Source organism: Sphingomicrobium aquimarinum (genome assembly GCF_039655735.1).
Classification (GTDB): domain Bacteria; phylum Pseudomonadota; class Alphaproteobacteria; order Sphingomonadales; family Sphingomonadaceae; genus Sphingomicrobium; species Sphingomicrobium aquimarinum.
Genome location: NZ_JBBYXH010000002.1, coordinates 451,427 through 473,643, shown reverse-complemented (window position 1 = coordinate 473,643; position 22,217 = coordinate 451,427). Strand labels below are relative to the sequence as shown.

General features: G+C 65.9%; 21 protein-coding genes, 1 tRNA gene and 1 rRNA gene. 3 read left to right on the top strand and 20 right to left on the bottom strand.

Going from position 1 to position 22,217, the window contains the following annotated elements; all coding sequences use genetic code 11:
- Positions 1-57 precede the first annotated feature (57 nt).
- Complete coding sequence (locus WJS89_RS08495) at positions 58-1,233, top strand: acetyl-CoA C-acetyltransferase (RefSeq protein WP_346340508.1); 1,176 nt, start codon at positions 58-60, stop codon at positions 1,231-1,233.
- Here the strand turns inward: WJS89_RS08495 and WJS89_RS08490 are convergent, their stop codons facing one another.
- From WJS89_RS08490 to WJS89_RS08410, 17 genes are all read right to left on the bottom strand, one after another.
- Entirely contained in the window at positions 1,234-1,932 is a 699-nt protein-coding gene (locus WJS89_RS08490; protein WP_346340507.1) for an NAD(P)-dependent oxidoreductase, read from the bottom strand. It lies immediately after the preceding gene.
- Between the two features lie 4 nt (positions 1,933-1,936).
- Complete coding sequence (locus WJS89_RS08485; RefSeq protein ID WP_346340506.1) at positions 1,937-2,578, bottom strand: YceI family protein; 642 nt, start codon at positions 2,576-2,578, stop codon at positions 1,937-1,939.
- Between the two features lie 65 nt (positions 2,579-2,643).
- Positions 2,644-3,159: an A24 family peptidase gene (locus WJS89_RS08480; RefSeq protein WP_346340505.1), complete on the bottom strand. Its 516-nt coding sequence runs from the start codon at positions 3,157-3,159 to the stop codon at positions 2,644-2,646.
- Positions 3,156-3,950 carry a tetratricopeptide repeat protein gene (locus tag WJS89_RS08475; protein WP_346340504.1) on the bottom strand — a complete coding sequence of 265 codons (795 nt, stop codon included), beginning with the start codon at positions 3,948-3,950 and terminating at the stop codon, positions 3,156-3,158. Before WJS89_RS08475 ends, WJS89_RS08480 begins: the two co-directional genes overlap by 4 nt.
- The gene (locus WJS89_RS08470) at positions 3,947-5,239 is read right to left on the bottom strand and encodes a tetratricopeptide repeat protein (protein ID WP_346340503.1); all 1,293 of its coding nucleotides are present in this window, start codon (positions 5,237-5,239) and stop codon (positions 3,947-3,949) included. Before WJS89_RS08470 ends, WJS89_RS08475 begins: the two co-directional genes overlap by 4 nt.
- Before the next feature lie 19 nt (positions 5,240-5,258).
- Positions 5,259-6,221, bottom strand: a complete 963-nt coding sequence (locus WJS89_RS08465; RefSeq protein ID WP_346340502.1) for a type II secretion system F family protein — start codon at positions 6,219-6,221, stop codon at positions 5,259-5,261.
- 21 nt (positions 6,222-6,242) lie between these two features.
- Positions 6,243-7,247 (bottom strand): type II secretion system F family protein, encoded by a 1,005-nt coding sequence (locus tag WJS89_RS08460; protein WP_346340501.1) that lies wholly within the window; start codon positions 7,245-7,247, stop codon positions 6,243-6,245.
- Complete coding sequence (locus tag WJS89_RS08455) at positions 7,244-8,656, bottom strand: TadA family conjugal transfer-associated ATPase (protein WP_346340500.1); 1,413 nt, start codon at positions 8,654-8,656, stop codon at positions 7,244-7,246. Before WJS89_RS08455 ends, WJS89_RS08460 begins: the two co-directional genes overlap by 4 nt.
- A gap of 5 nt (positions 8,657-8,661) precedes the next feature.
- The gene (locus tag WJS89_RS08450; protein ID WP_346340499.1) at positions 8,662-9,867 is read right to left on the bottom strand and encodes a CpaE/TadZ family protein; all 1,206 of its coding nucleotides are present in this window, start codon (positions 9,865-9,867) and stop codon (positions 8,662-8,664) included.
- Positions 9,868-9,883: 16 nt separating this feature from the next.
- Positions 9,884-10,513, bottom strand: coding sequence for a TadE/TadG family type IV pilus assembly protein (locus tag WJS89_RS08445; RefSeq protein ID WP_346340498.1), 630 nt, complete (start codon positions 10,511-10,513; stop codon positions 9,884-9,886).
- Positions 10,514-11,047, bottom strand: coding sequence for a TadE/TadG family type IV pilus assembly protein (locus WJS89_RS08440; RefSeq protein WP_346340497.1), 534 nt, complete (start codon positions 11,045-11,047; stop codon positions 10,514-10,516).
- Complete coding sequence (locus WJS89_RS08435; RefSeq protein ID WP_346340496.1) at positions 11,044-12,747, bottom strand: pilus assembly protein TadG-related protein; 1,704 nt, start codon at positions 12,745-12,747, stop codon at positions 11,044-11,046. The genes WJS89_RS08440 and WJS89_RS08435 overlap by 4 nt, the downstream gene beginning before the upstream one ends.
- A 10-nt stretch (positions 12,748-12,757) precedes the next feature.
- A complete protein-coding gene (locus tag WJS89_RS08430; protein ID WP_346340495.1) occupies positions 12,758-13,060 on the bottom strand; it encodes a hypothetical protein in 303 nt (100 codons plus the stop codon).
- Positions 13,050-14,582, bottom strand: a complete 1,533-nt coding sequence (locus tag WJS89_RS08425; protein ID WP_346340494.1) for a type II and III secretion system protein family protein — start codon at positions 14,580-14,582, stop codon at positions 13,050-13,052. Before WJS89_RS08425 ends, WJS89_RS08430 begins: the two co-directional genes overlap by 11 nt.
- On the bottom strand, positions 14,572-15,498 hold the full coding sequence (cpaB, locus tag WJS89_RS08420) for a Flp pilus assembly protein CpaB (RefSeq protein WP_346340493.1): 927 nt from the start codon (positions 15,496-15,498) through the stop codon (positions 14,572-14,574). The genes WJS89_RS08425 and cpaB overlap by 11 nt, the downstream gene beginning before the upstream one ends.
- Positions 15,499-15,660: 162 nt before the next feature.
- On the bottom strand, positions 15,661-15,840 hold the full coding sequence (locus tag WJS89_RS08415) for a Flp family type IVb pilin (protein ID WP_346340492.1): 180 nt from the start codon (positions 15,838-15,840) through the stop codon (positions 15,661-15,663).
- A 389-nt stretch (positions 15,841-16,229) separates the two neighbouring features.
- Positions 16,230-17,000: a DUF2569 domain-containing protein gene (locus tag WJS89_RS08410; RefSeq protein WP_346340491.1), complete on the bottom strand. Its 771-nt coding sequence runs from the start codon at positions 16,998-17,000 to the stop codon at positions 16,230-16,232.
- A 173-nt stretch (positions 17,001-17,173) separates the two neighbouring features.
- On the opposite strand from WJS89_RS08410, the gene WJS89_RS08405 reads away from it, so the two are divergent.
- Both WJS89_RS08405 and acs read left to right on the top strand, forming a co-directional pair.
- Positions 17,174-18,805, top strand: a complete 1,632-nt coding sequence (locus WJS89_RS08405; RefSeq protein ID WP_346340490.1) for an ATP-binding protein — start codon at positions 17,174-17,176, stop codon at positions 18,803-18,805.
- Between the two features lie 37 nt (positions 18,806-18,842).
- Entirely contained in the window at positions 18,843-20,771 is a 1,929-nt protein-coding gene (gene acs / locus WJS89_RS08400) for an acetate--CoA ligase (RefSeq protein WP_346340489.1), read from the top strand.
- Here the strand turns inward: acs and WJS89_RS08395 are convergent.
- The 3 genes from WJS89_RS08395 to rrf all read right to left on the bottom strand — a co-directional run bounded on the left by WJS89_RS08395 (position 20,768) and on the right by rrf (position 22,166).
- Positions 20,768-21,682: a diacylglycerol/lipid kinase family protein gene (locus WJS89_RS08395; protein WP_346340488.1), complete on the bottom strand. Its 915-nt coding sequence runs from the start codon at positions 21,680-21,682 to the stop codon at positions 20,768-20,770. The genes acs and WJS89_RS08395 overlap by 4 nt on opposite strands.
- 182 nt (positions 21,683-21,864) lie before the next feature.
- Positions 21,865-21,941 (bottom strand) — tRNA-Met (locus WJS89_RS08390).
- A 110-nt stretch (positions 21,942-22,051) separates the two neighbouring features.
- Positions 22,052-22,166 (bottom strand): 5S ribosomal RNA (gene rrf, locus WJS89_RS08385).
- Between the last annotated feature and the right edge of the window lie 51 nt (positions 22,167-22,217).

Here is a 22,217-nt window from a genome sequence, read left to right as displayed (position 1 = left end):
AGGGTGGCAGCCTTCCTTCGACCCGCCTACCATCAGCGGCGAAGAAGGAGAGATGCTTTGGCCGAGGCCTATATCGTCGCCGCGAGGCGGACCGCGGGCGCGAAGAAGAACGGCGCGCTGCGCGACTGGCACCCCGCCGATCTCGGCGCCGCCATCCTCGATGCGCTGGTCGCCGACAGCGGGGTCGATCCCGCCGCGATCGAGGACGTCATCATGGGCTGCGTCAGCCAGGCGGGCGAACAGAGTTTCCACATCGGGCGTAGCTGCGTGCTCGCCTCTTCGCTCCCGCAATCGGTCCCCGCCGTCACCATCGACCGGCAATGCGGCTCCTCGCAGCAATCGCTCCATTTCGCCGCGCAGGCCGTGATGAGCGGGACGCAGGACATGGTCATTGCGGCGGGCGTGGAAAGCATGACCCGCGTTCCGATGGGCACCCCCTTCATGGCCCCCGCGAAGGCCGGGCTCTCCTCAGACCCCTTCAGCCCCGCGATCAAGGAGCGCTTCGGTGTCCAGCAATTCTCGCAGTTCAGCGGCGCGCAGATGATCGCCGACCGCTACGCCATGACCCGCGAACAGCTTGACGCGTTCGCGCTCGAAAGCCACCGCAAGGCCGCCGCCGCCACCGAGGCGGGCGCGTTCGACGAGGAGATCCTCCCCCTCGACGGCCTCGACAAGGAAGGGAATAGCGTCCGCCACCACCGCGACGAAGGCATTCGCGCCAACGCGAGCATGGAGGGCCTCGCAGGACTCGATCCGCTCGCGCCGAACGGCGTCATCACCGCGGGCAACGCCAGCCAGATCTGCGACGGCGCCTCGGGCGTGCTGGTCGTGTCCGAACGCGCGTTGAAGGACCACGGTCTGACCCCGCTCGCCCGCATCGACGCGCTCGCCGTTACGGCGGGCGATCCCGTCATCATGCTGATGGAGCCGATCCCCGCCACGGCGAACGTGCTGGAGCGCGCGGGCCGCAGCCATGCGGACATCGACCTTTATGAAGTCAACGAAGCCTTCGCCCCCGTCCCGCTCGCGTGGCTGGCCGAAACCGAGGCCGACCCCGCCAAGCTCAACGTGCGCGGCGGGGCGATCGCCTTGGGCCACCCCCTGGGCGCCAGCGGCACCAAGCTGATGACCACCCTCGTCCACGCGCTGCGCCAGCGCGGCGAACGCTTCGGCCTCCAGACCATGTGCGAAGGCGGCGGCATCGCCAACGCGACCATCGTCGAGGCGCTCTGACTAGAGCCGAAAGCCCTTCCGAACCTCGTCGATGAGCGCGGCGGGGCTTTCGTCCTCGGTGCTTTCCTTGCGAGCGATGAAGGGGGTTTCGCGCACATGCAGCCCCTCGCTCGCGCATTTCAGCATGAAATCGGCGAGGTCGGCGCGGGGGGTGCGGAAGGCGCTCTCCGGCAGATCGTCCAGCCCGACGCGATAGTCGCCGGTGTGCGGGCGATCGAGCAGCCAGCCGGGCCGCACGGCGGTCCAGTCCAGGTCGTCGGCGACGCGCAGGACGCGCTCCATCTCCCCCATCTGACGGAACTGGCGGCGCAGCGGCATGATCGCGGCCTTGAACCAGTCGGGGATCGAAACGTCCTTGTCGACGAAGGCGGCGCTGATCACCACCAGCCGCTTGACCCCCGCCTTGCGCATCCCCTGCACGATCCGCACTGCGCCCTCGGTAAAGAGCGGCGGCGGGTCGGCGAGACTGCGGGGATCCCGCGGCAACCCGACCGCGCTTACCACCGCATCGCTGCCCTCTACGACATCGGCCAGATCATCTTCCAGGAGATTGGCATGCCGCGCCTCGAACGCGGGGTGATCGCAAAAGCCTTCCGGAAAGTCCCGCTCTGCCCCGCGCACCTCGTGCCCCGCTGCCAGCGCCTGGTCGAGCAGCAGTTTTCCCGTCTCGCCCGTGGCGCCGAACAGCGTGAGCTTCATCGTGCTACTGCCGCTCGAACGCGGCGGTGATCATCAGGTCGACTTCGTCCGAAATCGCCGGAAGCGCATAATTCACCCCGAAGTCGGACCGCTTGATGCGCGCACGGCCGGTAAAGCCGATGGTCTGCGCTTCGTTCATCGGATTGGCACCCGCTCCCGTGAAGTCGGCCGCGATCGCCACGGGGGCGCTGTGGCCGAGCATCGTCAGCGTTCCGTGGATGGTCGCGCTGTTGGGACCCGTGCGGCGAACCGCGTTCGAGACGAAATGCGCGTTGCCCGGGTTCGCTCCGAAGAAATCGGGCGCGGCCCCATCCTCGCCGTCGCGCAGCAGATGGTCGCGTAACCCTTCGCTGACGACCGCGACCGACCCGATGGGAATTCGCACGTCGAGCTCGGCGGCTTCGATGTTCGCCGGATCGATCTCGAGCGTGCCCTCGACATCGCCGAAGCTGCCCCAATAGGGATTGAAGCCGAAATGGCTGACCGACCATTGGACGAGCGTATGCGACGGATCGGTCGCATAGCTGCCTGCGGCGACCGCGCTCGCGTCTTGCGTCCCCGGCGCGCCCTGCGGCTGGGCCGTCAGCGGTACGGCCGCCAGTGCGCAGGCGGCTAGAGCGGCGGTGAAAAGCGGTTTGGCGTGCATGGATCGTCCCCTTGGTGGCTTGTGATACGATCACAAACCATTGGAGGCACCAAAGGGTCAACCCGTCACAAAGTGAACATCGGGGGCGGTGCGGTGTGGATCTGGTAGCCGACGAGCAGACTTCCCGCGGCAATTGCGATGCCATAGGGCAATGTCTTCTGCTTCATCAGCGGGACCTTCTCGGCGCCGTTCTCGCCGGCGCCGCGATTGCGCATCATCTTCAAAGGCAACCAGACGAGCAGCAACGCCGCGCCCGCCAGCACGATCGCGATCAGCAGCCGGGGAACGTCGCTCGCGGCGAACCAGAAGGCGCTGGCCGCGATCAGCTTCACGTCGCCGCCCCCGAGGATTCCCGCCGAGAAAAGAGCGGTTCCGAGGATGAGGAACGCCACCAATATCCCGATATTCTGGAGAAGGTCGGCATCAATCCCGATCGCAAGCGCCGTGGCGACGCCGGCGACGAGCAGCCCCAGAACGATGAAGTTCGAGATCTTGTTGGTGAGCATGTCCTGCATCGCCGCCAGAAACATCAGCGCCGCGAACAGTCCGAACGACCACAGGGGCCCCGCAACGAGGCTCATCGACGCGCCTCGACGGCCTCGAGGTTATGTGCGGCTCGTTCGTAATAGACGGGCCGCGCCGCAATGGCTCGCGTAAAGGCCGCGACCGCACGCTTGGTATCGCCGCGCACCGCCGCCGCGACGCCCGCGTCGTTGAGGCGGGCGGCAAAGTCGGCATCGGTCTCGCCGCCCGTCCGGAGCGGGAGGTCGGCGGCGGTCAGATGGTCGAGCATCGCGAGATTGGCCCGTGCGCGCGCATGGGTGGGATCGAGCTGTAAAGCTCTCCCGAGCGGTGCGCGGGCGTCGGCCCAGCGTCCTTCGAGCATCAACGACCAGCCCAGATTGGCGACCGGAGTGGCGCTCGACGGCGCTAGCGCCGAAGCGCGCGCATAATGCTCCCGCGCCTCCGCGAACCGCCCTTGCCGATCGGCCACGACCCCTGCGGCGTTGAAGGTCACCCAACTGGCACCCGGCACCCGCACCGCGCGGGCCAGCAGCGGGCCTGCATCGTTCATCCGGTCGGCCTTGAGCGCACTTAGCGCCGCCCGTTCGAGCATTACGCGATTGTCGGGGAAGGTCAGCAGCTGGTGATGATAATAAGCGAAAGCCTGCGCATAGTCGCCGCGCAGGAAGGCGACGTCCGCAGCCAGTGCCTGCACCGCCGCCGTGTCCGCGCCTTGCGTCGCGGCCCGGCGCATCAGCAGGTCGGCCTGCTCCACGCGCCCCGCGTCGAGCGCGATGTGCGCCTCGTCGAGCGTGCGTTCCGGCGCGGGCTGGAACAGCAGCATGGTCATCAGCGCGGACAGAATCATTCGGCGAGCGCCGCGATGCCGCGCATCGCCCCCATCGGCAAGATGCGCGGCGCCGACCCGGCCCGCGAGGCTTGGGCGAATGCTTTCAATTGCGCGCGCGTCCCCAGTCCCTCGTCGGCCAGCAGGTCGATCAGCATGTCGTCGAGCAGGAAGGTTTCGACGAGCCGTTCAAGATCGATGCGCGCCTGTTGCTCGTCGGCTTCCGCACCAACTTGCGCAAACGCCGCCGGCAGCGTGACCGTCGTCGGAGCATCCAGAACCGCCGCCGTGTCGATCCGCGTCGCCTCCGCGATCAACTCCGGAGCCCGGTCCGACAAGCTGCCGCGATCGATCGGGGCGCGTTCGATCGACGGCACGGGAACGACCGTGATATCCGGGCGCGCGGTCTCGGGTGCCAGCGTCGCGAGACGCAGCGGCCGGTCGTCGAGCCGTTCGCGATCGAGCGGCACGGGAGGCGCGGGCGCATTGATCGCGACCTTCTCGAGCGTGATCGCATCATCCTCGAGCCGCTCGGCGCGCGCCGCAAGGCGAACCGGCTGGTCGGCCAGCGCAGCACGGTCGATCCGTAGCTCCTGCACCGCCGGAACTGCCGGCGATGGCGACGCCGATGCGACGTCTGGCGCCGGAGTGGTGCGCGGTGCCGCGTCGGCCTGTTCCCAGGCCGGCGCGTTCGTGGTGCGCAACAGGACCTCGCCGCGCGCCATGCGCTCGAGCCGGGGACCCCGCTCGCGCGTATCGGGTGCAGACCGCCTGACGGTCACCGCGCGCGCGCGCGCTGCCCGTTCGCTTTCGACAAGCGCCGCCTCGACATGGACGCGCAGCTCATCCGCCGCGTCGTTCTCCCGCGCGTACTCCTCGGCGTCGAGCAGGGCCTGCCGCCGCTCCGACTCCGAGAGCACCGCCCGGGCCTCGGCATGTCGTCCCTGCCGCGCCAGCGCGCCCGACAGGGCGACGTAGAGGTCGGGCCGGTGCGGGGCGAGCGCCAATGCCTGTTCGTAGTTGAGGGTCGCAAGGTCGCCGCGCCCGAGCCGGTCGTACGAGGAGGCAAGCATCACGTAGACGTCGGGATTTTCGGGATCGTAGCGCCGCGCTTTGCGGAACGCCTCGATCGCGAGCCCGATATTGCCGAGCCGCAGCATGGCATTGCCTTCTGCCAGCCGCTCGTTGACGGGCAGCCGCGCATCGCTGATCGGTCGTTCGATCATGCGCACGTCGGGTCCGGCTGTCGTGCAGGCGGCGAGCCCCGCGCCCAGCATCGCGATCGTCAGTTTCGAGGTTCGTGTCGTCATGATCCTCTCCTCTTGCTTCTCATCCCAGTGCCGGCACGATGCTGCGAATGACGCGGATGACCGCAGGGATCATCAAGACGCCGATCATCGAGGGCAGCATGCAGCCCACCAGCGGCATCGACAGCAGCACCGGAACGCGGTGCGCCCGCTCTTCCGCGCGCAACCGCCGCTTCTCACGCATTTCGGCAGCATAGGTCCGCAGCGTCGCGGCGATCGAGGAGCCCAGCTTGGTCGACTGGACGAGCAGGGTCGCGAAGGCGCGGATGTCGTCGACGCCCGAGCGATCCGCCAGCCGCCGCAATGCATCCTCGCGGCTCCGACCCGCTCGCATCTCGAGCGTCACCATGGCGAACTGTTCGGCCAGCAGCGGGTGCGAACGGGCCATTTCCATGCCGACGCGGTTGAACGCGCTTTCTAGCCCCAGCCCCGCCTCGACGCACACCAGCATGAGGTCGAGCGCGTCGGGAAAGCCGTTGAGCAACTGCTCGCGTCTCCGGTCGCCCTTGATGGTGACGACGAGGCTCGGGACGTAAAGGCCGAGCAGCGCCGAGATGATGCCCGCGAAATAGAGTTTGATCAGGCTGTCCTGACCCGAGGCCCAGGCCAGGATGATGACGAGCGCGGGCAGGCCGAGCACCAGCACGAAGCGCAGCAGCGTATAGACGCGCGGCGCGACCGGGGAGGTGTAGCCCGCGGCGATCAGGCGCTTGCGTAGCGTGGCGCTGCGCGTATCGACCAGCGACAGGCCCGCTTTCTCGATCCGGTTGACGATATCGACCCAGCGGCCCTGCGCCGCATCGGCGCGAAGGTTGGCGGCGGTCCGTCCCTTCTCGGCAGTTCCGTGCGGGGTCAGCCGCTCCTTGACCGCCTGTCGCTGCGACACGCGCCCACTGACGATCATCGTGACGATGACGACCGCGAGGAAGACCAGCGCGAGGATGAGATATCGCGCGAGATCGTTGTTGGCGAGCAGTTCGAGCATGATGACGTCCCCCCTCGCTCCTCAGACCTTGATGTCGATGATCTTGCGCATGATCCATACGCCCAGCATCCACAGGACGGTCAGCGCGACGAAGCCCGGAACGAAGATCGGATCTTCGGCCACTTCGAGATAGAAAACGGGCTGGATCATGAAGATCAGCATGAAGGCACCGACGGGCAGCGCCGACAGGATCAGCGCCGTCATCCGCCCTTCCGACGACAGGGCGCGCACCTTGAGGAACAAGGCGTGGCGATCGCGAATCACCTTGCTGAGATTTTCGAGAATCTCGACCAGGTTGCCCCCCGTCTCCTGCTGGATCGACAGGCTCACCACGAACATCCGCATGTCCTCGAGGTCCCAGCGGTCCGCGCAATCGTCGAGGGCATCGCGCAGGTCGCGGCCATAGGTGACCTCGTCGACGATCAGGCCGAATTCGCTCCCCAGCGGGTCGGTCATTTCCTGCGGGAGCAGTTCGAGCGCGGCCGCGATGGGATGGCCTGCACGAAGCCCGCGCACGAAGATGTCGAGGGCGACGGGGAATTGCTCCTCCATCTTCTTGCGACGTCCGCGGGCGCGAAAGCGCAGGATGAACAATGGCAGTACCACGCCGAACGCCAGCGCCACGCCGAGAAACAGGACGATGCGCCCGAAGACCATGTCGATCCCGAAACTGAACCCCGCGAACAGCAGCAGCAGGAACAAGACGATCGGCAGCGCCAGCATCAACATGACGAGTTGCGCAGGAGAGGACCGCAGTCCCGCCTGATACATCAGCTTTGCCAGTTGCTGCGCCGGGCGGGCGAGAAACGTCGGGAGGTCGGCGAAGCTGTTGTTCTGGTCGCGCCGCAGGATCACCGCGGCTTCCTCGCGGCTCATCCCGCGTTCGATCAGTTCGAGCCGCTTGTTGATCGCCTGTCCCGCACCCCGCTGGCGCGCGACGATACGCGCGATATATTCGGCGAGGATGAAGGTCGCGCCGAAGATGAAGACGAGGACGATCGCCTTCAGGATGGCGGGCGCCATCATTCGAACGACCTGTCGGGACGAAAGAGGTCGCTCGAGAGGTTGACGCCATAGGCCGAGGCGACGTCGAGAAAGCGCGGCAGCACGCCCGTCGCCTCGAAATGACCCTCGACCATGCCGTCCTCGGCAACGCCCGTCTTCTTGAAGCGGAAGATCTCCTGCATCTGGATGATCTCGCCTTCCATGCCGGTGATCTCGGCCACGCTGGTGAGGCGGCGTCGACCGTCCGAAAGGCGCGAGACCTGGACGATCATATTGACGGCCGAAGCGATCTGCGCACGGCTCGATCGCTCGGGAATGTCGATCCCGCTCATGCCGATCATCTGCTCCAGGCGCGAAATGCTGTCGCGCGGCGTGTTGGCGTGGATCGTGGTCATCGACCCGTCGTGGCCCGTGTTCATCGCCTGGAGCATGTCGAACGCCTCGCCGGCGCGCACCTCGCCCACGATGATGCGGTCGGGCCGCATGCGCAGCGCGTTCTTCACGAGGTCGCGCGCCGCGATTTCGCCGCGACCTTCGATATTGGGCGGGCGCGTTTCGAGCCGTGCGACATGGTCCTGCTGCAATTGCAGTTCGGCACTGTCCTCGATGGTCACGATCCGCTCGCTGGCGTCGATCGACCGCGACAAGGCGTTGAGCATGGTCGTCTTGCCCGAGCCCGTGCCCCCCGAGATGATGATGTTGCGCCGCGCGACCACCGCCGCCTGCAAGACTTCGGCGACTTCGGCCGGCAGCGACCCGATCTCGACCAGTCGATCGAGACCGATCGGCACCTTGGCGAACTTGCGGATGGACAATAGCGCCCCGTCCAATGCCAGCGGCGGGACGACGGCATTGACGCGGCTTCCGTCGGCAAGACGCGCATCGACCATCGGTGAACTTTCATCGATCCGACGACCGACCGCCGAGACGATCTTCTGGATGATCCGCACCAGATGCGCTTCGTCCTTGAAATGCACCGGCGAGGGTTCGAGCTTGCCGTAGCGCTCGACGAAGACATTGTCCGCGCCGTTCACCAGGATATCGGTAATCGACGTGTCCTTGAGCAGCGGCTCCAGCGGCCCCAATCCCAGCAGTTCGTCGAGGACGTCGTCGGTCAGCGCCAGCCGCTCGGCATTGTTGAGCGCGTGGCTCTGCTTGGCGAGTTCCTCGGCAACGATCGCGCCGATCTCGTCCTTGACCTGCTCGCGGCTCATCGTATCGAGCGCGGCGAGGTTGATGAGGTCGAGCAGCCGCTGATGCAGTTCGACCTTCAGCTCGATGGTCTTGTCCCGTACATTCGCCGCAGCGTCCCCAGCCTGGAGAAGCTTGCGTGTCTCGTCGGACGAGGCGTCGGCCGCGATCTCCGGTGCCGGCGCGTCCGCATCGGCGCGCGGCGGGTCCTCGGGATAGCTCTTCTTGATGTTCCACATCGCGCTCAGCCCTCCCGCACCAGAATGTCGGCGAGGCTGTCGCTCATCTTGTCGAGATCCTTGCCGAGCGTCGAGCGTCTGCGCACGTCGCGCATCGGGATGCCCTGCTCGATCGTCTCCTTCATCGTCTCGTCCTCACGGTGGAGGAGATAGTCCGCCGGACGGCCGAGGACGCGCTCGAGGTCCGACTGGTCGACCAGCTTGAACAAGCCCTTCTCGAACCGGTTGACCACGACGCGAAGATCGAGCGATCCCAGATCCTGGCTGTGGATGAGATCCAGCTGCCGCCGCGCGCGATTGAGGCTCGACACGTTCAATTCGGTCATTAGGAGGACGAGATCGGCGCGAGCGAGGAGCGATAGCGACCAGTCGGTCCAGTTGGACGGAAGGTCGAGGAAGACCGTCCCGAACTCGCGCATCGCCAGTTGCGCAAGCATCAGCGCACGTTCGGGCGAGAGCGTATCGAGCGGCGTGATGTCGCGCGGCGCGGCGATGACCTGGAGGCCGCTCGCGTGACGCTTCGCGATCGTGCGCAGCAGGTCGCCATCCGCGCGCGCGCCCGCAGCGATGAGATCGGTGATCGTCAGTTTGGGGCTCAGCCCGAGCTGGAATGCCGCATCGCCGAATTGCAGGTCGAAATCGATCAGACAGGCATCGAGACCTTCGGCGGCGCGCCTTTCCGCATAACGCGTCGCGAGTTGCGTCGTCAGTGCCGTGGCGCCGATCCCGCCTTCGCTGCGAATGGTGCAGACCAATCGTGCGGCACGGCCTGCCCGCTGCTCGCGCGCCGCTTCATGCGCGGTGCGGACAGGCGCGAGGCTTCGTTCCAGGTCGGCCTTGTCGAGCGGCAGCGGCACGACGTCGTGGGCCCCGGCACGATGCAGTTCGCGCACGCGCGCCAGCGGCGGCTCGTACATCGCCGCCAACAGCGCGCGATCGGTCGAAGCGGCGAGCTTCTCGAAGGCCCGCACACCCGCATCATCGTCGGGATTGATCTGGATGACCGCCGCGACCGCGCCCGCCAGATGCTCGGGAGCGAGCTGTTCGATGGTCTCGATCGAAAAGAGCTCGACCGGAAACCCTGCAAGACGCCCGCTCCCGACCTCGCCCGCCGCTTCCCCGGGGTCGAACAGATACAGTTGGACCGCATTGCCCGTCACGGTCGAGCGGAAGCCGTTGTCATCGGTCTGGTGCGGGTCCAATTTACTCACGTCCGTTCCGTTTCGATCAGTTCGACTGCGCGCCGACCATGTCCTCGGCGGTCACGGTCGAGTTCAGGTTGGGAAGGGTTAACGTTCCCAGGCCGAAGAAGGTCAGCGGCCTGAACGAAATACCCGTCAACTCCACCGTAACGGCGGGCGAGACGTCGGCGCCGTGCGGATTGCCTGCATAGCCCAAACCCGACCCGGAATAACGTATGATAACATTGCTGTCCGAAATCGGGGCATAGAGGTTCGTCATGCGCCCAACCACCGTATCGAAAGCAGTGTCGTCATAGGTGCCTGCGGTCGGGCAGGGCCCGGTCTGGCAACTGCATTGCGTGGTGTCGCACCGAACCGTCCCCAGCGCCTCCTTGGGAATACGATCGCCTTGGAACAGCGTCCGCGTCGTCCCGCCGCTGTCGGTGTAGGTCTTGCCGAGATACGATCCCGCCAGCCCCGGCTCGACGAGATTGGTCACCGCCGCCACGCGCGCGCCGACCTGCGTCGCCTTGCGCGCCTCGTTGATCTCGAAGAACATGCGGCCGCTATCGATCATCCCGAACAGGAGCAGCAGCAGCAAAGGCAGGACGAGCGCGAATTCGGCCGCCCCTGCCCCACGCCGATCGGCCAGCATATGGAGAAATGCGCGCGCCATCTAAAAACCGATCACCAGCGCTTCCTGCTCGGCCCGCAGCGTGAGGCTGAGGACGGTCGAGCCGGTCATCGCACCGAGGATGCTCCGATAGGGCACGCTCGCATCGATGTTGACGACCGGCGCGCCCGTCGGACTGGTCTTGTAGATTCCGCCGATCGCGACCGTTGCCCCGGTGGTGGCGTCGGGAGTGACGCTCGTCGTGCAACTGTGCGTCACGTTGATGTAGGCGGCCTGATCGTCATATTTGGGCAGCAGGTCGACGGTTCCCGACACGGTCCCCGTCCGGACCACCTTTTGCGTAGTGGTGACGAGTGTTGCATTGGTCGAGCCTGCACAGGGGAAATTGGCGAGGTCGGTGCGCGCCGCGAAGCGTGCGCCATCGCGCACCGATTCCACCAGCCGGTGCTCGCTGTAGACATAGTTGCCCATCTCGATCGAGACGAACAGCAGCGTCAGCAGCAACGGCAGCGACAACGCCATCTCGGCTCCGGCGCTGCCGCGAATGTCGCGGATCAAGGCGGCGACCCTTGTCATCGGATCAGCACCGGAACCTGGCGCACCGTCGACTGGAGCTGCGCCGAGCCCGCACCCGCGGGCCCGATCAGCTCCATGTAGATGCTGTCCTTGACCTCGCCATTATATTCGGCGGGCTGAAGATCGACGACCGGCTCGACGAGGAACATGTCGACGAACTCGCCAATCACGACGTTGGTCGAACTTCCCGACAGTGCCGCGCAATTGTTGACCACGGCGACGGTCAGGACGCGGCGGTCGAGGCCGGGTGCCGGCGTTCCGATCGAACAGCTGTTGGCGCCCAGCGCGGTCGGCGTCTTGCCCGCCAGTCCGGTGACGGTGAGCTTGCCCTGCTCCCACATGTAGGTCTGGTAACGTGTGATGTTCGAGGGCGGCGTGCTGATGCCGTGGACATGGTTGAAATAGTCGACGCGTCCCCAGTTGGCGTTGCCGACCTTGCCGTTGTACCCCGACGGGCAGGACGCGCCGTAGCTGTTGTAATGGCAAAGATCGCGCGGATAGCCCATCTTGCCGATCGACGCATATTTCGACGTATCGTGCGTGGCGCCGCCCGTGGTGATGTTCGAGTGCAGCTTGGGCCAGTAGGGGCTCGCGGGAAGGTCGAACCCGTTGTTGCTGTTGCCCGGCGACAGTCCGCACTTCTTGTTCGATCCACCGAGCGTGCTGTTGACCAGCCCCATCCGCCAGTTGGTCGCCGCGGGGCAGTTGCCATTCTTGCACTGGTCGAGATCGCCCCCCGCCGCCGTCAGCGAGAAGTCATAGATGCCGAAACGCGTATTGATGGCGTCGTAGAGGCCCTGCGGGTTGCCCGTGTTGGGGCGCTGGTTGAGATCCTTGAGACATTCGAAATCGAGCTGCTGATAGGCGAGCGCCTGCTTCAGCTGCTTGTTCGATCCGTCCCCGATCTCGAGAAAGCCGAAATCGCCCGGCGCCCAGGCGGTGACGTTGCCCGCGCAATGCAAATCGAGCGAGCCGTCGCCGTTGGTGTCGATCCAATATTGATCGTTCGTCCCGTCGCCATCGCTGTCGTAGTTGAATTTCTTCGATCCGCTCCCGGCGCCCTGACACTCCTTGGTGTTGCCGTGCCCCGTCACGCGAAAGCCCGTTCCGACCGGCACCGAGGCGGTCAGCTTGTCGGTCGCGGTCGGGCTCGCCTTGGGATTGCAGATCATGAGCGGCGGCGCGTTGCAGATCGCGCTTTGCAGGCTCGCGACCGCGGCGGCCTTGATATCGCCGCTGTTGAGCGCGCCGACCACCGGCGTGAGCGCGAAGTTCACGCGCCGCGCATCGACATAGACTTCGACCACATTGGCGTTTTCATCGCTCGTCGCGGCCGAGCCGTAGGTGTCGGTCGTCTGGTTGTAGCTCTGGTAGAAACGGATATCGCCCGTTGCGTCGCAGGTCACCTCGTTGGCGACGTCGATCTTGTATCCGCCACCGTCGTTTGCGAGCCGCGTTCCGTTGTCGAGAAGCGCCACCGCCGCTGCCGCCGCGCGCTGGCAGGCGCCCGTGCCGCCATCCAATTGGCTGGCCGCAGCGAGCGCGGCCTGGTCGGCGGCATTCTGGAGTTCGCTGTCGAGCGTCGCCATACGCGAATAGTCGAAGGCGATGCCCGCGACCCCAACCAGCGCGAACAGGCTGATTCCGATCAGCGGCGCCACCGCGCCGTCAGTGGATCGAAACAGTTCCTGTCCGAACATCCTTCATCTCCTAGCGAGGTGTACCGCCGCCGCTGCCGGTTCCAAGACCACTTCCGCCCGACGCACCGCCGCCGGCACCCGTCGAGACGGTGCGCCGTTCGACGCGGCCCTCGCGATGCGCTGCGGCCGCTTCCGCCGCCACTTCGGCATTGTCGCCGGGCTGGGCGCCGTCCTCGGGATAGACGGGATCGGGGTTTTCGGTCTGGACCGCCTTGTTCCAGGCGACCGCTTCGCCGAACTGGTGGTTGACCGGCGCGCAGGCCGACAGCCCGATGACGGCCAGCCCCGCAATGGCGATGTTCCTAATAGTCATGCCCCACCTCCAGTTCGATCGCGTTCGTGTCGACCATCGCCATCCCGCCGCTCGCCGCACCGCCGCCCGAAGGCGCGCTGCCGCGATAATCGGGCGAGGCGGGCGTCGGGCGCTCGCCGATCGGGTTCCACACCGGCGTTACCGGCGCCCCGGGCAAGGGCACGGGTGCCGTCGCGCTGTCGGTCCGTCCCAGCAGGAACAGGTCGATCTCGTCGGGCGGCCCCGCATAATCGGTCGGATAGCGATAGCTCCCCGCCGGTTGCGGCCGCACCAGCCGCGGCGTCACGACGATCACCAGTTCGGTGTCGTTGCGCTGGAAGCGGGTCGAGCGGAACAGCGTCCCGATGATCGGCAGGCTGCCGAGAATGGGGAATTGCTGCACCGTCGTCTGGAAGTCGGATCGCAGCAGCCCCGCCAGCGCGAAGCTCTCGCCGTCGCGCAGTTCGACGACGCTTTCCGCGCGCCGCGTCGAGAGGCCGGGCACCGTGATGCCGCCGATGGTCACCGAGGCGGTGGGGTCGATCGAGCTGACTTCGGGCGCCACCACGAGGTTGATGACCCCGTCCGCCAGCACCGTCGGCGTGAAGGCGAGGCTCACCCCGAAGGTCTTGAATTCCACGGTGATGGCGCCGCCGTCGCTGTCGCTGCCCTGCTGGGCGACCGGAATGGGAAACTCGCCGCCCGCAAGGAAGGTCGCGGGCTCGCCCGACAGCGTCACCAGCGTCGGCTCGGCGAGCGTCGTCACCAGCCCCTTGCTCTCGAGCGCGTCGAGGATCGAGGTGATCTGCGCGCCGAACAGCGCGAAGCTGCCCGTAAAGGTGCCGAAGCTGCCCACCACTTCGCCGATCGTGGTGACGATGCCGTCGTCGCCCTGGCTGACGCCCGCACCGGCGCCGAAGGCCGAGCTGAAATCGCTGTTATTGACGAACAGGCCGGACCCCAGCTCCTTCAGCGCGCCGCGGCTCACCTCGGAGAAGGTCACCTCGAGCATCACCTGCTGTGAGGAGCCGACCGACATCATGTTGATGACATTGCCCTCGCCCGCATAGACCGCCGCCAGCCGCATCGCGCGGTCGGCCGCGACCGAGGAGGAGACGATGCCGTCGAGGACGATATTGTTGCCGACCATCCGCGCGCCGATCGCGTCGGCGCCGAGGCTCTGCGACAGCTCGCGCCGCAGCGAGATGACATCGGGCCCCACCGACACGTCGATGACGGCGATCAGCCGGTCGCGCGCATCGTAGAGCGTCAGGCTCGTCGTCCCCATCTGGCGGCCGAGCACGTAGAGGCTCTGGTCCGACAGCGGGAGCACGTCGGCGATCTCGGGATTGCCGACCAAAGCGCGCGCGAAGGGGCGGTCGAGCCGCAGCACCTCGCTCTTGTTCATCGCGACATCGAGGTTGCCCGCATGGACATCCTCGCCCGATGTATAGACCTGCGCGGCGGCGGGTGCGGCCATCGCGGCCCCCGTCAGCGCCAGCGCGCTTGCCGTCAGTGCGGCCTTCATCCTGCTAGCGATCATAGTCCCCCACCTCGTAGCTCTGCGATTCCATGCCCCGTGTGACTTCGACCTGCGGCTTGGGCGGCGGTGGCGGCGGGCTGGGGCGCGCGGGCGCGCTCGCCGTCCGGTTGACGCGCCGCTGGGGACGCGTGACCCGGGCCGCGGCGCGCGTCGGTTCGCCCGCTTCGCTGCGCCGTGTCACCATCTCGCCGGTCATTTCGTAGCGAAGGTCATCGAGGCTGATGGTCCGCAGCATCCCGCTGTCATTCTCCATCCCAGGCTTACGCAGCACGAGGCTGAGGCTGCCGAGCGACTGGCCGAGCGCCAGCTTCTGCGCCTCGATCGGCGTCACTTCCAGCGTCGTGGTCGAGCTGACCGCAGGCTGGTCGTTTCCGCCCTGCGCATCCTGGTCCATCGCGATCACGCGGATGTTCTGGAGCAGCAAGTCAGTAATCTGTTCGGTCTGCGTGTCGTTCGAGCGGGTGACGAGAACGTCGACCGTGTCGTTGGGCTTGATGAAGCCCGCCACGCCCGAGACGGCGTTGATCTGGACGGTCGCCGCGCGCATCCCGTCGGTCAGCGTCGCGGCTAGCGAAGCGCCTTCGCCTTCGCCCGTGATGTCGCTGGCGAGGAGCGGCTGGTTGACCTGGATGGTGCGCAGCGCATGGCGCGTCTGCCCATCGGGAAAGAGCAGATCCTCGCTCGCGAACGAGCCGGGCGGCAGGCTGTCGGTCGGGAAAGAGGCGAAGCGGATGCGGTCGGGCGTGATTTCCTGCCCGTAGGCGAGCGGCACGGCGGCCACCGCGACCTGCGTCATCGCGACATCGGAGCGATCGATCGCCCCCTCGCGCGCAGTGAAATAGCTGTTGGCAAGATAGACCGCGACGAGCCCTAGGACGAGCGCGATGGCAATGGCGATAACCGATTGTCTTCTCACGTCGATACCCCCGGAATATGCGTTACGCGGTCGTTATATCACCATTATGGTGTTTGACCTAATTTCATTTCGTCTGGAATCTCAAGATGAGGCTCCGAGACGAAACGGGCGGCTCACACCCGAAGGCACGAACCGCCCGATCCGATTAAAGCGATCGTGCAATTAGCAGGAAACGCCGTCGGTCTCGATGCAGTTGGCGGCATCGTTCATCGCGTTTCCAACAGCGCCGCCGAGCGCGATTGCGGCGACAGCGATCGCCGAACCGACGATGGCGAGAATGAGCGCATATTCGGCCGCCGAGGCGCCGGCTTCGTCGCGAAGCATGTTAATGAAATTGGTCATGTTCAGTCCCCTAATGTCTCCGGCACCCCCCATTGTGGAAATGCCTTCCAATGGCCGAAGAGCGAGACAGGGGACTGAGCGAAAAGACTTTTCCGACAACCCCTTGCGCAAAAGCATTCGCGCTCCGGATGTCCATAAGAATGCCCGCTATTAACTTTGCGTCAACTAGATTTATTGAAGTTGCGTTATACGACCTACCATCGCGGGAGGTTCATAAACCGCTGGAATCTAACGATTTTAGCCGTTTCAGGAGAGGGCTCATAAAATTTGGCCAGTCGCTTTTTGTCCTGATGTGGAACAAATACAACGATTTATATGACCTAGATTAGGCTTCATCGCAGCGCGAATCGGGGAATCGATGCGTCGAGCTTCAGGCTTGGAGAAGCGAATCAGGCGGGCAAACGATGCCGGTAGGTCACGTTCACGCGGGTCGAGAGCAATAGGTAGGGCGTCCACAGCGCCACGCTGATCAGCACCTTCTTCACATTGGCATCGAGCATCGGCAGCAGCGCCTCGCCGACACCGGGCGGCAGCGGGTTCGCCGACACCATCGCCGCGATCACCAATTGCATCGTCAGGTCGATTGCCCACACTGTCACGAGGATGCGCGGGAATAGCGGCACCTTGCGGAGCGCCGCCACGAAGGCGATCACGTAGAGCGAGGACAGCAGCACGACGTCGAGCGTCATCATGAAATGCAGGGTCGCCAGCCACGCGGGCAGTGCGCCGCTGACCGCAGGGATGGCGAGGAAATATTCGCCCGCGCGGAACGGCAGGTTCATCAACATTCCGACGAGCAGGCTGACCATCAGCCCCGTCGGCCCGTAAAGCGTATGCGCGCGGGCTTCTGCGGCCTCCACGGTGCGCCACTTGCCGGCCCGCGCGAACCGAATCGCCGGCTGCGGCAGGGGGTTGCCGTCGCGGAACCAGTGCAGCGCCAGCGCCATCGAGGCGAGCGGTGCGCCGATCACCAGGAAGTAGGGCGTCAGCGTCTTGAGTTCGATCGTAGAGCCGCCCACCGGCCCGACCGCGAGACGCGCCGCCGTCCCCAGCATGGCGATCGCCACCCACGCCAGCATCACCGTCCCCAGATTGTCGCGCAGCGCGGCATGCAGGGCCGCAGCGCGGAGCGACAGTCGATGGAAATGGGCTGCAAACATGAAGGTTCGTCCTCGTGGCTACGCGACTGCGATATCGCGCAATGGTTAACGCCACCTAAAGTCGAACGGTCACCTGCTCGGTTGGTTGCTCCGGAACGGCGCAATCAGACGGCGCTTGGCGCGGACCCCTCCAGCGGTTAACTTCGCGCAAAACAGATAAGCGGAGCGCAAGTATGGACAGTCACGGATCAAGCGCCTCGCAGGGCGCCCCTCCCACCCGCATCGGCACCGTAGCCGACGTCGCGGGTGCCTCCTCCTCGATCCATCTCGATGCCGCCGCGATCGCGCGATTGAAGGAGCATGGCGATCCCGCCATCGCCCGCGCGGGCCAGGTCGGCGCCCAGGTGAAGATGCGCGTCGGCAAGGACTGGGTCGTCGCCAACGTGCGTGCGCTTCACGCCGACGCCGACGACCGGCTCGTCGCCGAGATCGATTTCGTCGGCGAGGGCAAGTCGGGCGACGGTGGCACGCTCGAACGCTTCCAGCAGGGCGTGACCTTGTACCCCATGCCGGGCGATGCGGTGCACGCCGTCTCCACCGACGACATGCGCGCTATCTACGCGCCCGACACGCGCACCCACGTGTCGGTCGGCACCGTCTACCCGACCAGCGAGATCCGCGGCACGCTCACCGTCGACCCGATGCTCGGCAAGCATTTCGCCATCCTCGGCTCGACTGGAACGGGAAAGTCCACCGCCACCGCGATGATCCTCCACCGCATCTCCGACCTCGCCCCCAAGGGCCATATCGTGATGATCGACCCCCACGGCGAATATGGGGCCGCCTTCGGGTCGAACGCCGCCTTGTTCAACGTCGACAATCTGCAACTGCCCTATTGGCTGATGAATCTCATCGAACATGGCGAGGTGCTGCTCACGAGCGAGGGAAGTGAGCGGATGCGCGATCTCGACATCCTCGCCAAGTGCGTGCTCGAGGCCCGCGTCCGCAACGCGCGCGCCAAGGGACAGAATACCCAGCGCATCACCGCCGACAGCCCCGTCCCCTACCTGCTCTCCGACCTCCACCAGATCCTGATGGACGAGATGGGGCGTCTCGACCGGCCGGGCGATGCGGCACCATACAAGCGCATCATCAAGAAGCTGGACGAGCTGCGGCTCAACCCGCGCTACCAGTTCCTGTTCGCGGGCATGATGGTCGAGGACAATATGGGCGAGGTGCTGCGCCTCCTGTTCCGCCTCCCCGCCGAGGGCAAGCCGCTATCGATCATCGACGTCTCGGGCGTGCCGTCCGATGTCGTCCACACCGTCGTCTCCATGCTCGGCCGCCTCGCGCTCGACTATGCGGTCTGGAGCCGCGCGGAAGACCAGCACCCCTTGCTCTTCATCTGCGAGGAAGCGCATCGCTACATCCCCAAGGACGAGCATCAGAACGAAGGGCAGGCGGTGCGCCGCGTGCTCGAGCGCATCGCCAAGGAAGGTCGCAAATATGGCGTCAGCCTCGGCCTCGTGACCCAGCGCCCGTCCGACCTTGCCGAGGGCGTGCTCTCGCAGTGCGGAACGATCATCGCGATGCGATTGAACAACCACCGCGACCAGGCGGTCGTCGCCGCCGCCATCCCCGAAGGCGCCAAGGGCTTCGTCGATGCGATCCCCGCGCTGCGCAACCGCGAGGCGGTCATGAGCGGCGAAGGCGTCGCCATCCCCGTGCGCGTGCGTTTCGACACGCTCGAGGAAGAAAAACGCCCGTCCTCGGAAGATCCTGAGTTCGCCAAACTCTGGCAGCGTGAGGGCGGCGAGGTGGAGATGATCGACCGGACGATCGCCCGCTGGCGCGACGCCAGCTAAAAGCGCTAGGCTGCGCGGGCTGTCAGGAGAGCCCGTAATGTCCACCACCGTCCCGCCCCCGTCGATCCACCCCGACACGCACGCGCGCGCCGAGGATTACGACCGGCTCTACCGCCGCTCGGTCGAGGAACCCGATGCCTTCTGGCTCGAGCAGTCCGAGCGGCTGGACTGGGCGAAAGCGCCCACGCAAGCCGGGGACTGGTCGTTCGATCCGGTGGAGATTCGCTGGTATGCGGACGGGCGGCTCAACCTTTGTCACAATGCCGTCGATCGTCATGTCGAGGCAGGGCATGGGGATGAGATCGCCTTCATCCTAGAACCCGACGACCCGTCGCAGCCCGCGCGCCACGTCAGCTACGCAGAGCTCCAGCGCGAAGTGGTCGCGATGGCCAATGCGCTCAAAGCCGTCGGCGTGCGCAAGGGCGACCGGGTCACGCTCTACATGCCGATGATCCTCGAAGGCGCGACCGCGATGCTCGCCTGCGCCCGTCTGGGCGCGGTCCATTCGGTCGTGTTCGGCGGCTTCTCGCCCGAGGCCCTCGCTGGTCGGCTACGCGATTGCGACAGCCGGTTCGTCATCACCGCCGACGAGGGGCGGCGCGGCGGAAAGACGGTTCCGCTGAAGTCCAATGTCGATGCCGCCTGCAGGCTCGACGGCGTCACCGTCGACGCCGTCCTCGTCGTCAAAAGCACCGGCGGCGCGGCCGACTGGACCGAGGGCCGCGACCATTGGCTGGACGATGTGCGGAGCGATGCGGACTGCCCCTGCGAGGAGATGGCGGCCGAGGATCCGCTGTTCATCCTCTACACCTCGGGCTCCACGGGAAAGCCCAAGGGCGTCGTCCACACCACCGGCGGCTATGGTGTCTGGGCCGCGGCGACCTTCCATTACACCTTCGACTATCAGCCGGGCGAAACCTATTGGTGCACTGCCGATATCGGCTGGGTGACGGGCCACAGCTACATCGTCTACGGTCCGCTTCTCAATCGCGCGACCAGTCTCCTGTTCGAAGGCGTGCCGACCTGGCCCGACGCAGGTCGCTTCTGGCAGATCGTCGAGCGCCATCAGGTCGCAAGTTTCTATACCGCACCCACCGCCATCCGCGCCTTGATGCGCGAAGGCGATGCGTTCGTGACCGCGCACGACCGTTCCTCGCTCCGCATCCTCGGCACGGTCGGCGAACCCATCAATCCCGAAGCCTGGCGTTGGTATTATGAGATCGTCGGCGAGCGGCGCTGCGCGATCGTCGACACCTGGTGGCAGACCGAGACCGGGGGTCACATGATCACGACGCTCCCCGGCGCGCACGCCATGAAGCCCGGCAGCGCTGGCCTGCCCTTCTTCGGGATCCAGCCGGCGCTGAAGGATGCCGACGGCAACACGCTCGAGGGCGCGGCCGAAGGCAATCTCGTCGTTACCGCCAGCTGGCCCGGGCAGGCGCGCACCGTTTACGGCGATCACGAACGCTTCGTGCAGACCTATTTCAGCGCCTATCCCGGCACCTATTTCACGGGTGACGGATGCCGCCGTGACGCGGACGGCTATTACTGGATCACCGGCCGCGTGGACGATGTGATCAATGTTTCAGGCCACCGCTTGGGCACCGCCGAAGTCGAAAGCGCGCTGGTTTCGCACTCGCAGGTCGCCGAGGCCGCGGTCGTCGGCTTCCCGCACGATATCAAGGGGCAGGGCATCTACTGCTATGTCACGCTTATCGCCGACGCCGAGCCAAGCGACGCGCTCGCCGCCGAGCTTCGCGCGCATGTCCGCAGCGAAATCGGACCGATCGCGACCCCGGACAGGATTCACTTCACCCCGGCGCTTCCCAAGACGCGGTCGGGCAAGATCATGCGACGCATCTTGCGCAAGATCGCCGGGGGCGAACCCGACCAGTTGGGAGACACCTCGACGCTCGCCGATCCCGACGTCGTGAAACGACTGATCGAGGGCCACGCGCGGCTCTAGGCGTCGTCGTCCGCGACCAGGAAGCAGGACGCTCCCGCGTTGGGAACCAGATCGAGCGGGCCCTCGAGGCGCATTTCCTCGCCGTCGATGACGATGTGCATTCTGCCCCGGCCCTCGACGCGGACGCGGGGGAGTTCCTCCCGGCGGAGCGCTCCATCCTCGAGCAGCAGGCCACCGAGCCACGACCAGGCAAGACGGAGCGCATGAAAGACACCGCCTTTGCGAACCGGGTCGACTGCGAGCAGGTCGCCGCTCTCGGCATGAACCATCACCGCACTCAGCTTCGCATCGTCCGTGTCAATCCGGACGTCCGCCGCGAACATCAGCTTCCAGACCAACCTCAGCGCGCGCCAGGCACGGCGGAAGTCCCCGTCGCGAACGCCTTCGCGCACGCTGACGAGATGCGCCGCGGGGCCGGCGATGATGCGCGCGTAGGAACGATGCTCCCCGACCGAAACATAGGGTAGCGCCGTCCGCTTGGGGCGGGCGAGCACGCGGTCGAGCACCGCGAGCGCGTCGGTGTCGCCGTGCAGCTTCTTGGGAACGAGGTTCATCGTTCCGCCAGGCAGCGCGAGAATAGCGCCGCCCCATTCGGAGAGCGCGCTTGCCGCACAGGTGATGGTGCCGTCTCCGCCATAGGCGATGAGAACCTCGGCATCGGCAGCCTCGAGCTCGTCGATCTCGGGAATGGGTTCGCGGGGAAAATCGGTCTCGCCCACGATACGCGCCCCAACGCTAGCAATCCGCTCTCGGAAGGCGGCTACCAGCGCCTCGTCGGTCGAATGCGATGCCTGGTTATAGACCAGCCAGAAGGCGGTCGGGGAGAGGTCGGTCTGCGCGTTCATCTGTCCAGCCACTGCGGCGAGAAGCGCCGTCGAGGGTTCAACGATCTTGTTGCACCAAGGGTGCATGTTGCGCAGATGGCGTAGCGGTTGCGCGTCGCCAGAGCCCGCATCTCAGGGGTAGAATGGGAACGCGTGTGGCGCGAGGGATGGAGATAAATCGCCCGGCTCTTCGGGTTTGCGACGCAAGCCCTTCGAAAGCGCGACAATAAAAAAGGCGCCCCGAAGGACGCCTCTTGTAAATCTGTTGGTGGTTGCGGGGGTTGGATTTGAACCAACGACCTTCAGGTTATGAGCCTGACGAGCTACCGGACTGCTCCACCCCGCGTCACCGGCGGATCCCTGTAGAGGACCCGAAATGAAAAAGCCGCCGCTCAGGGAACCCCGGCAGCGGCTTTTCATGAATTGTGAATGGGCACTTCATACGGCGATCGCAAAGCCTGGCGACGACCTACTCTTCCGCAGCTTAAGCTGAAGTACCATCGGCGCTGTCCGGTTTCACGTCCGAGTTCGGGATGGGATCGGGTGGGTCACGGACGCTATGGTCACCAAGCTATGGGATCGTCGTATGAAGTATTCCAGAAATCGAAGGGCGTTATCTTGC

Excerpts from the sequence above, each read along its gene's own strand:
- WJS89_RS08455 (WP_346340500.1), bottom strand. The coding sequence starts at position 8,656 with ATGTGGAACATCAAGAAGAGCTATCCCGAGGACCCGCCGCGCGCCGAT.
- WJS89_RS08480 (WP_346340505.1), bottom strand. The coding sequence starts at position 3,159 with ATGAGCCTCGTTGCGGGGCCCCTGTGGTCGTTCGGACTGTTCGCGGCG.
- WJS89_RS08460 (WP_346340501.1), bottom strand. The coding sequence starts at position 7,247 with ATGATGGCGCCCGCCATCCTGAAGGCGATCGTCCTCGTCTTCATCTTC.
- WJS89_RS08475 (WP_346340504.1), bottom strand. The coding sequence starts at position 3,950 with ATGATTCTGTCCGCGCTGATGACCATGCTGCTGTTCCAGCCCGCGCCG.
- WJS89_RS08465 (WP_346340502.1), bottom strand. The coding sequence starts at position 6,221 with ATGCTCGAACTGCTCGCCAACAACGATCTCGCGCGATATCTCATCCTC.
- WJS89_RS08425 (WP_346340494.1), bottom strand. The coding sequence starts at position 14,582 with ATGATCGCTAGCAGGATGAAGGCCGCACTGACGGCAAGCGCGCTGGCG.
- WJS89_RS08485 (WP_346340506.1), bottom strand. The coding sequence starts at position 2,578 with ATGCACGCCAAACCGCTTTTCACCGCCGCTCTAGCCGCCTGCGCACTG.
- WJS89_RS08410 (WP_346340491.1), bottom strand. The coding sequence starts at position 17,000 with ATGTTTGCAGCCCATTTCCATCGACTGTCGCTCCGCGCTGCGGCCCTG.
- WJS89_RS08490 (WP_346340507.1), bottom strand. The coding sequence starts at position 1,932 with ATGAAGCTCACGCTGTTCGGCGCCACGGGCGAGACGGGAAAACTGCTG.
- WJS89_RS08395 (WP_346340488.1), bottom strand. The coding sequence starts at position 21,682 with ATGCACCCTTGGTGCAACAAGATCGTTGAACCCTCGACGGCGCTTCTC.
- WJS89_RS08430 (WP_346340495.1), bottom strand. The coding sequence starts at position 13,060 with ATGACTATTAGGAACATCGCCATTGCGGGGCTGGCCGTCATCGGGCTG.
- acs (WP_346340489.1), top strand. The coding sequence starts at position 18,843 with ATGTCCACCACCGTCCCGCCCCCGTCGATCCACCCCGACACGCACGCG.
- WJS89_RS08445 (WP_346340498.1), bottom strand. The coding sequence starts at position 10,513 with ATGGCGCGCGCATTTCTCCATATGCTGGCCGATCGGCGTGGGGCAGGG.
- WJS89_RS08405 (WP_346340490.1), top strand. The coding sequence starts at position 17,174 with ATGGACAGTCACGGATCAAGCGCCTCGCAGGGCGCCCCTCCCACCCGC.
- WJS89_RS08435 (WP_346340496.1), bottom strand. The coding sequence starts at position 12,747 with ATGTTCGGACAGGAACTGTTTCGATCCACTGACGGCGCGGTGGCGCCG.
- WJS89_RS08415 (WP_346340492.1), bottom strand. The coding sequence starts at position 15,840 with ATGACCAATTTCATTAACATGCTTCGCGACGAAGCCGGCGCCTCGGCG.
- WJS89_RS08470 (WP_346340503.1), bottom strand. The coding sequence starts at position 5,239 with ATGACGACACGAACCTCGAAACTGACGATCGCGATGCTGGGCGCGGGG.
- WJS89_RS08440 (WP_346340497.1), bottom strand. The coding sequence starts at position 11,047 with ATGACAAGGGTCGCCGCCTTGATCCGCGACATTCGCGGCAGCGCCGGA.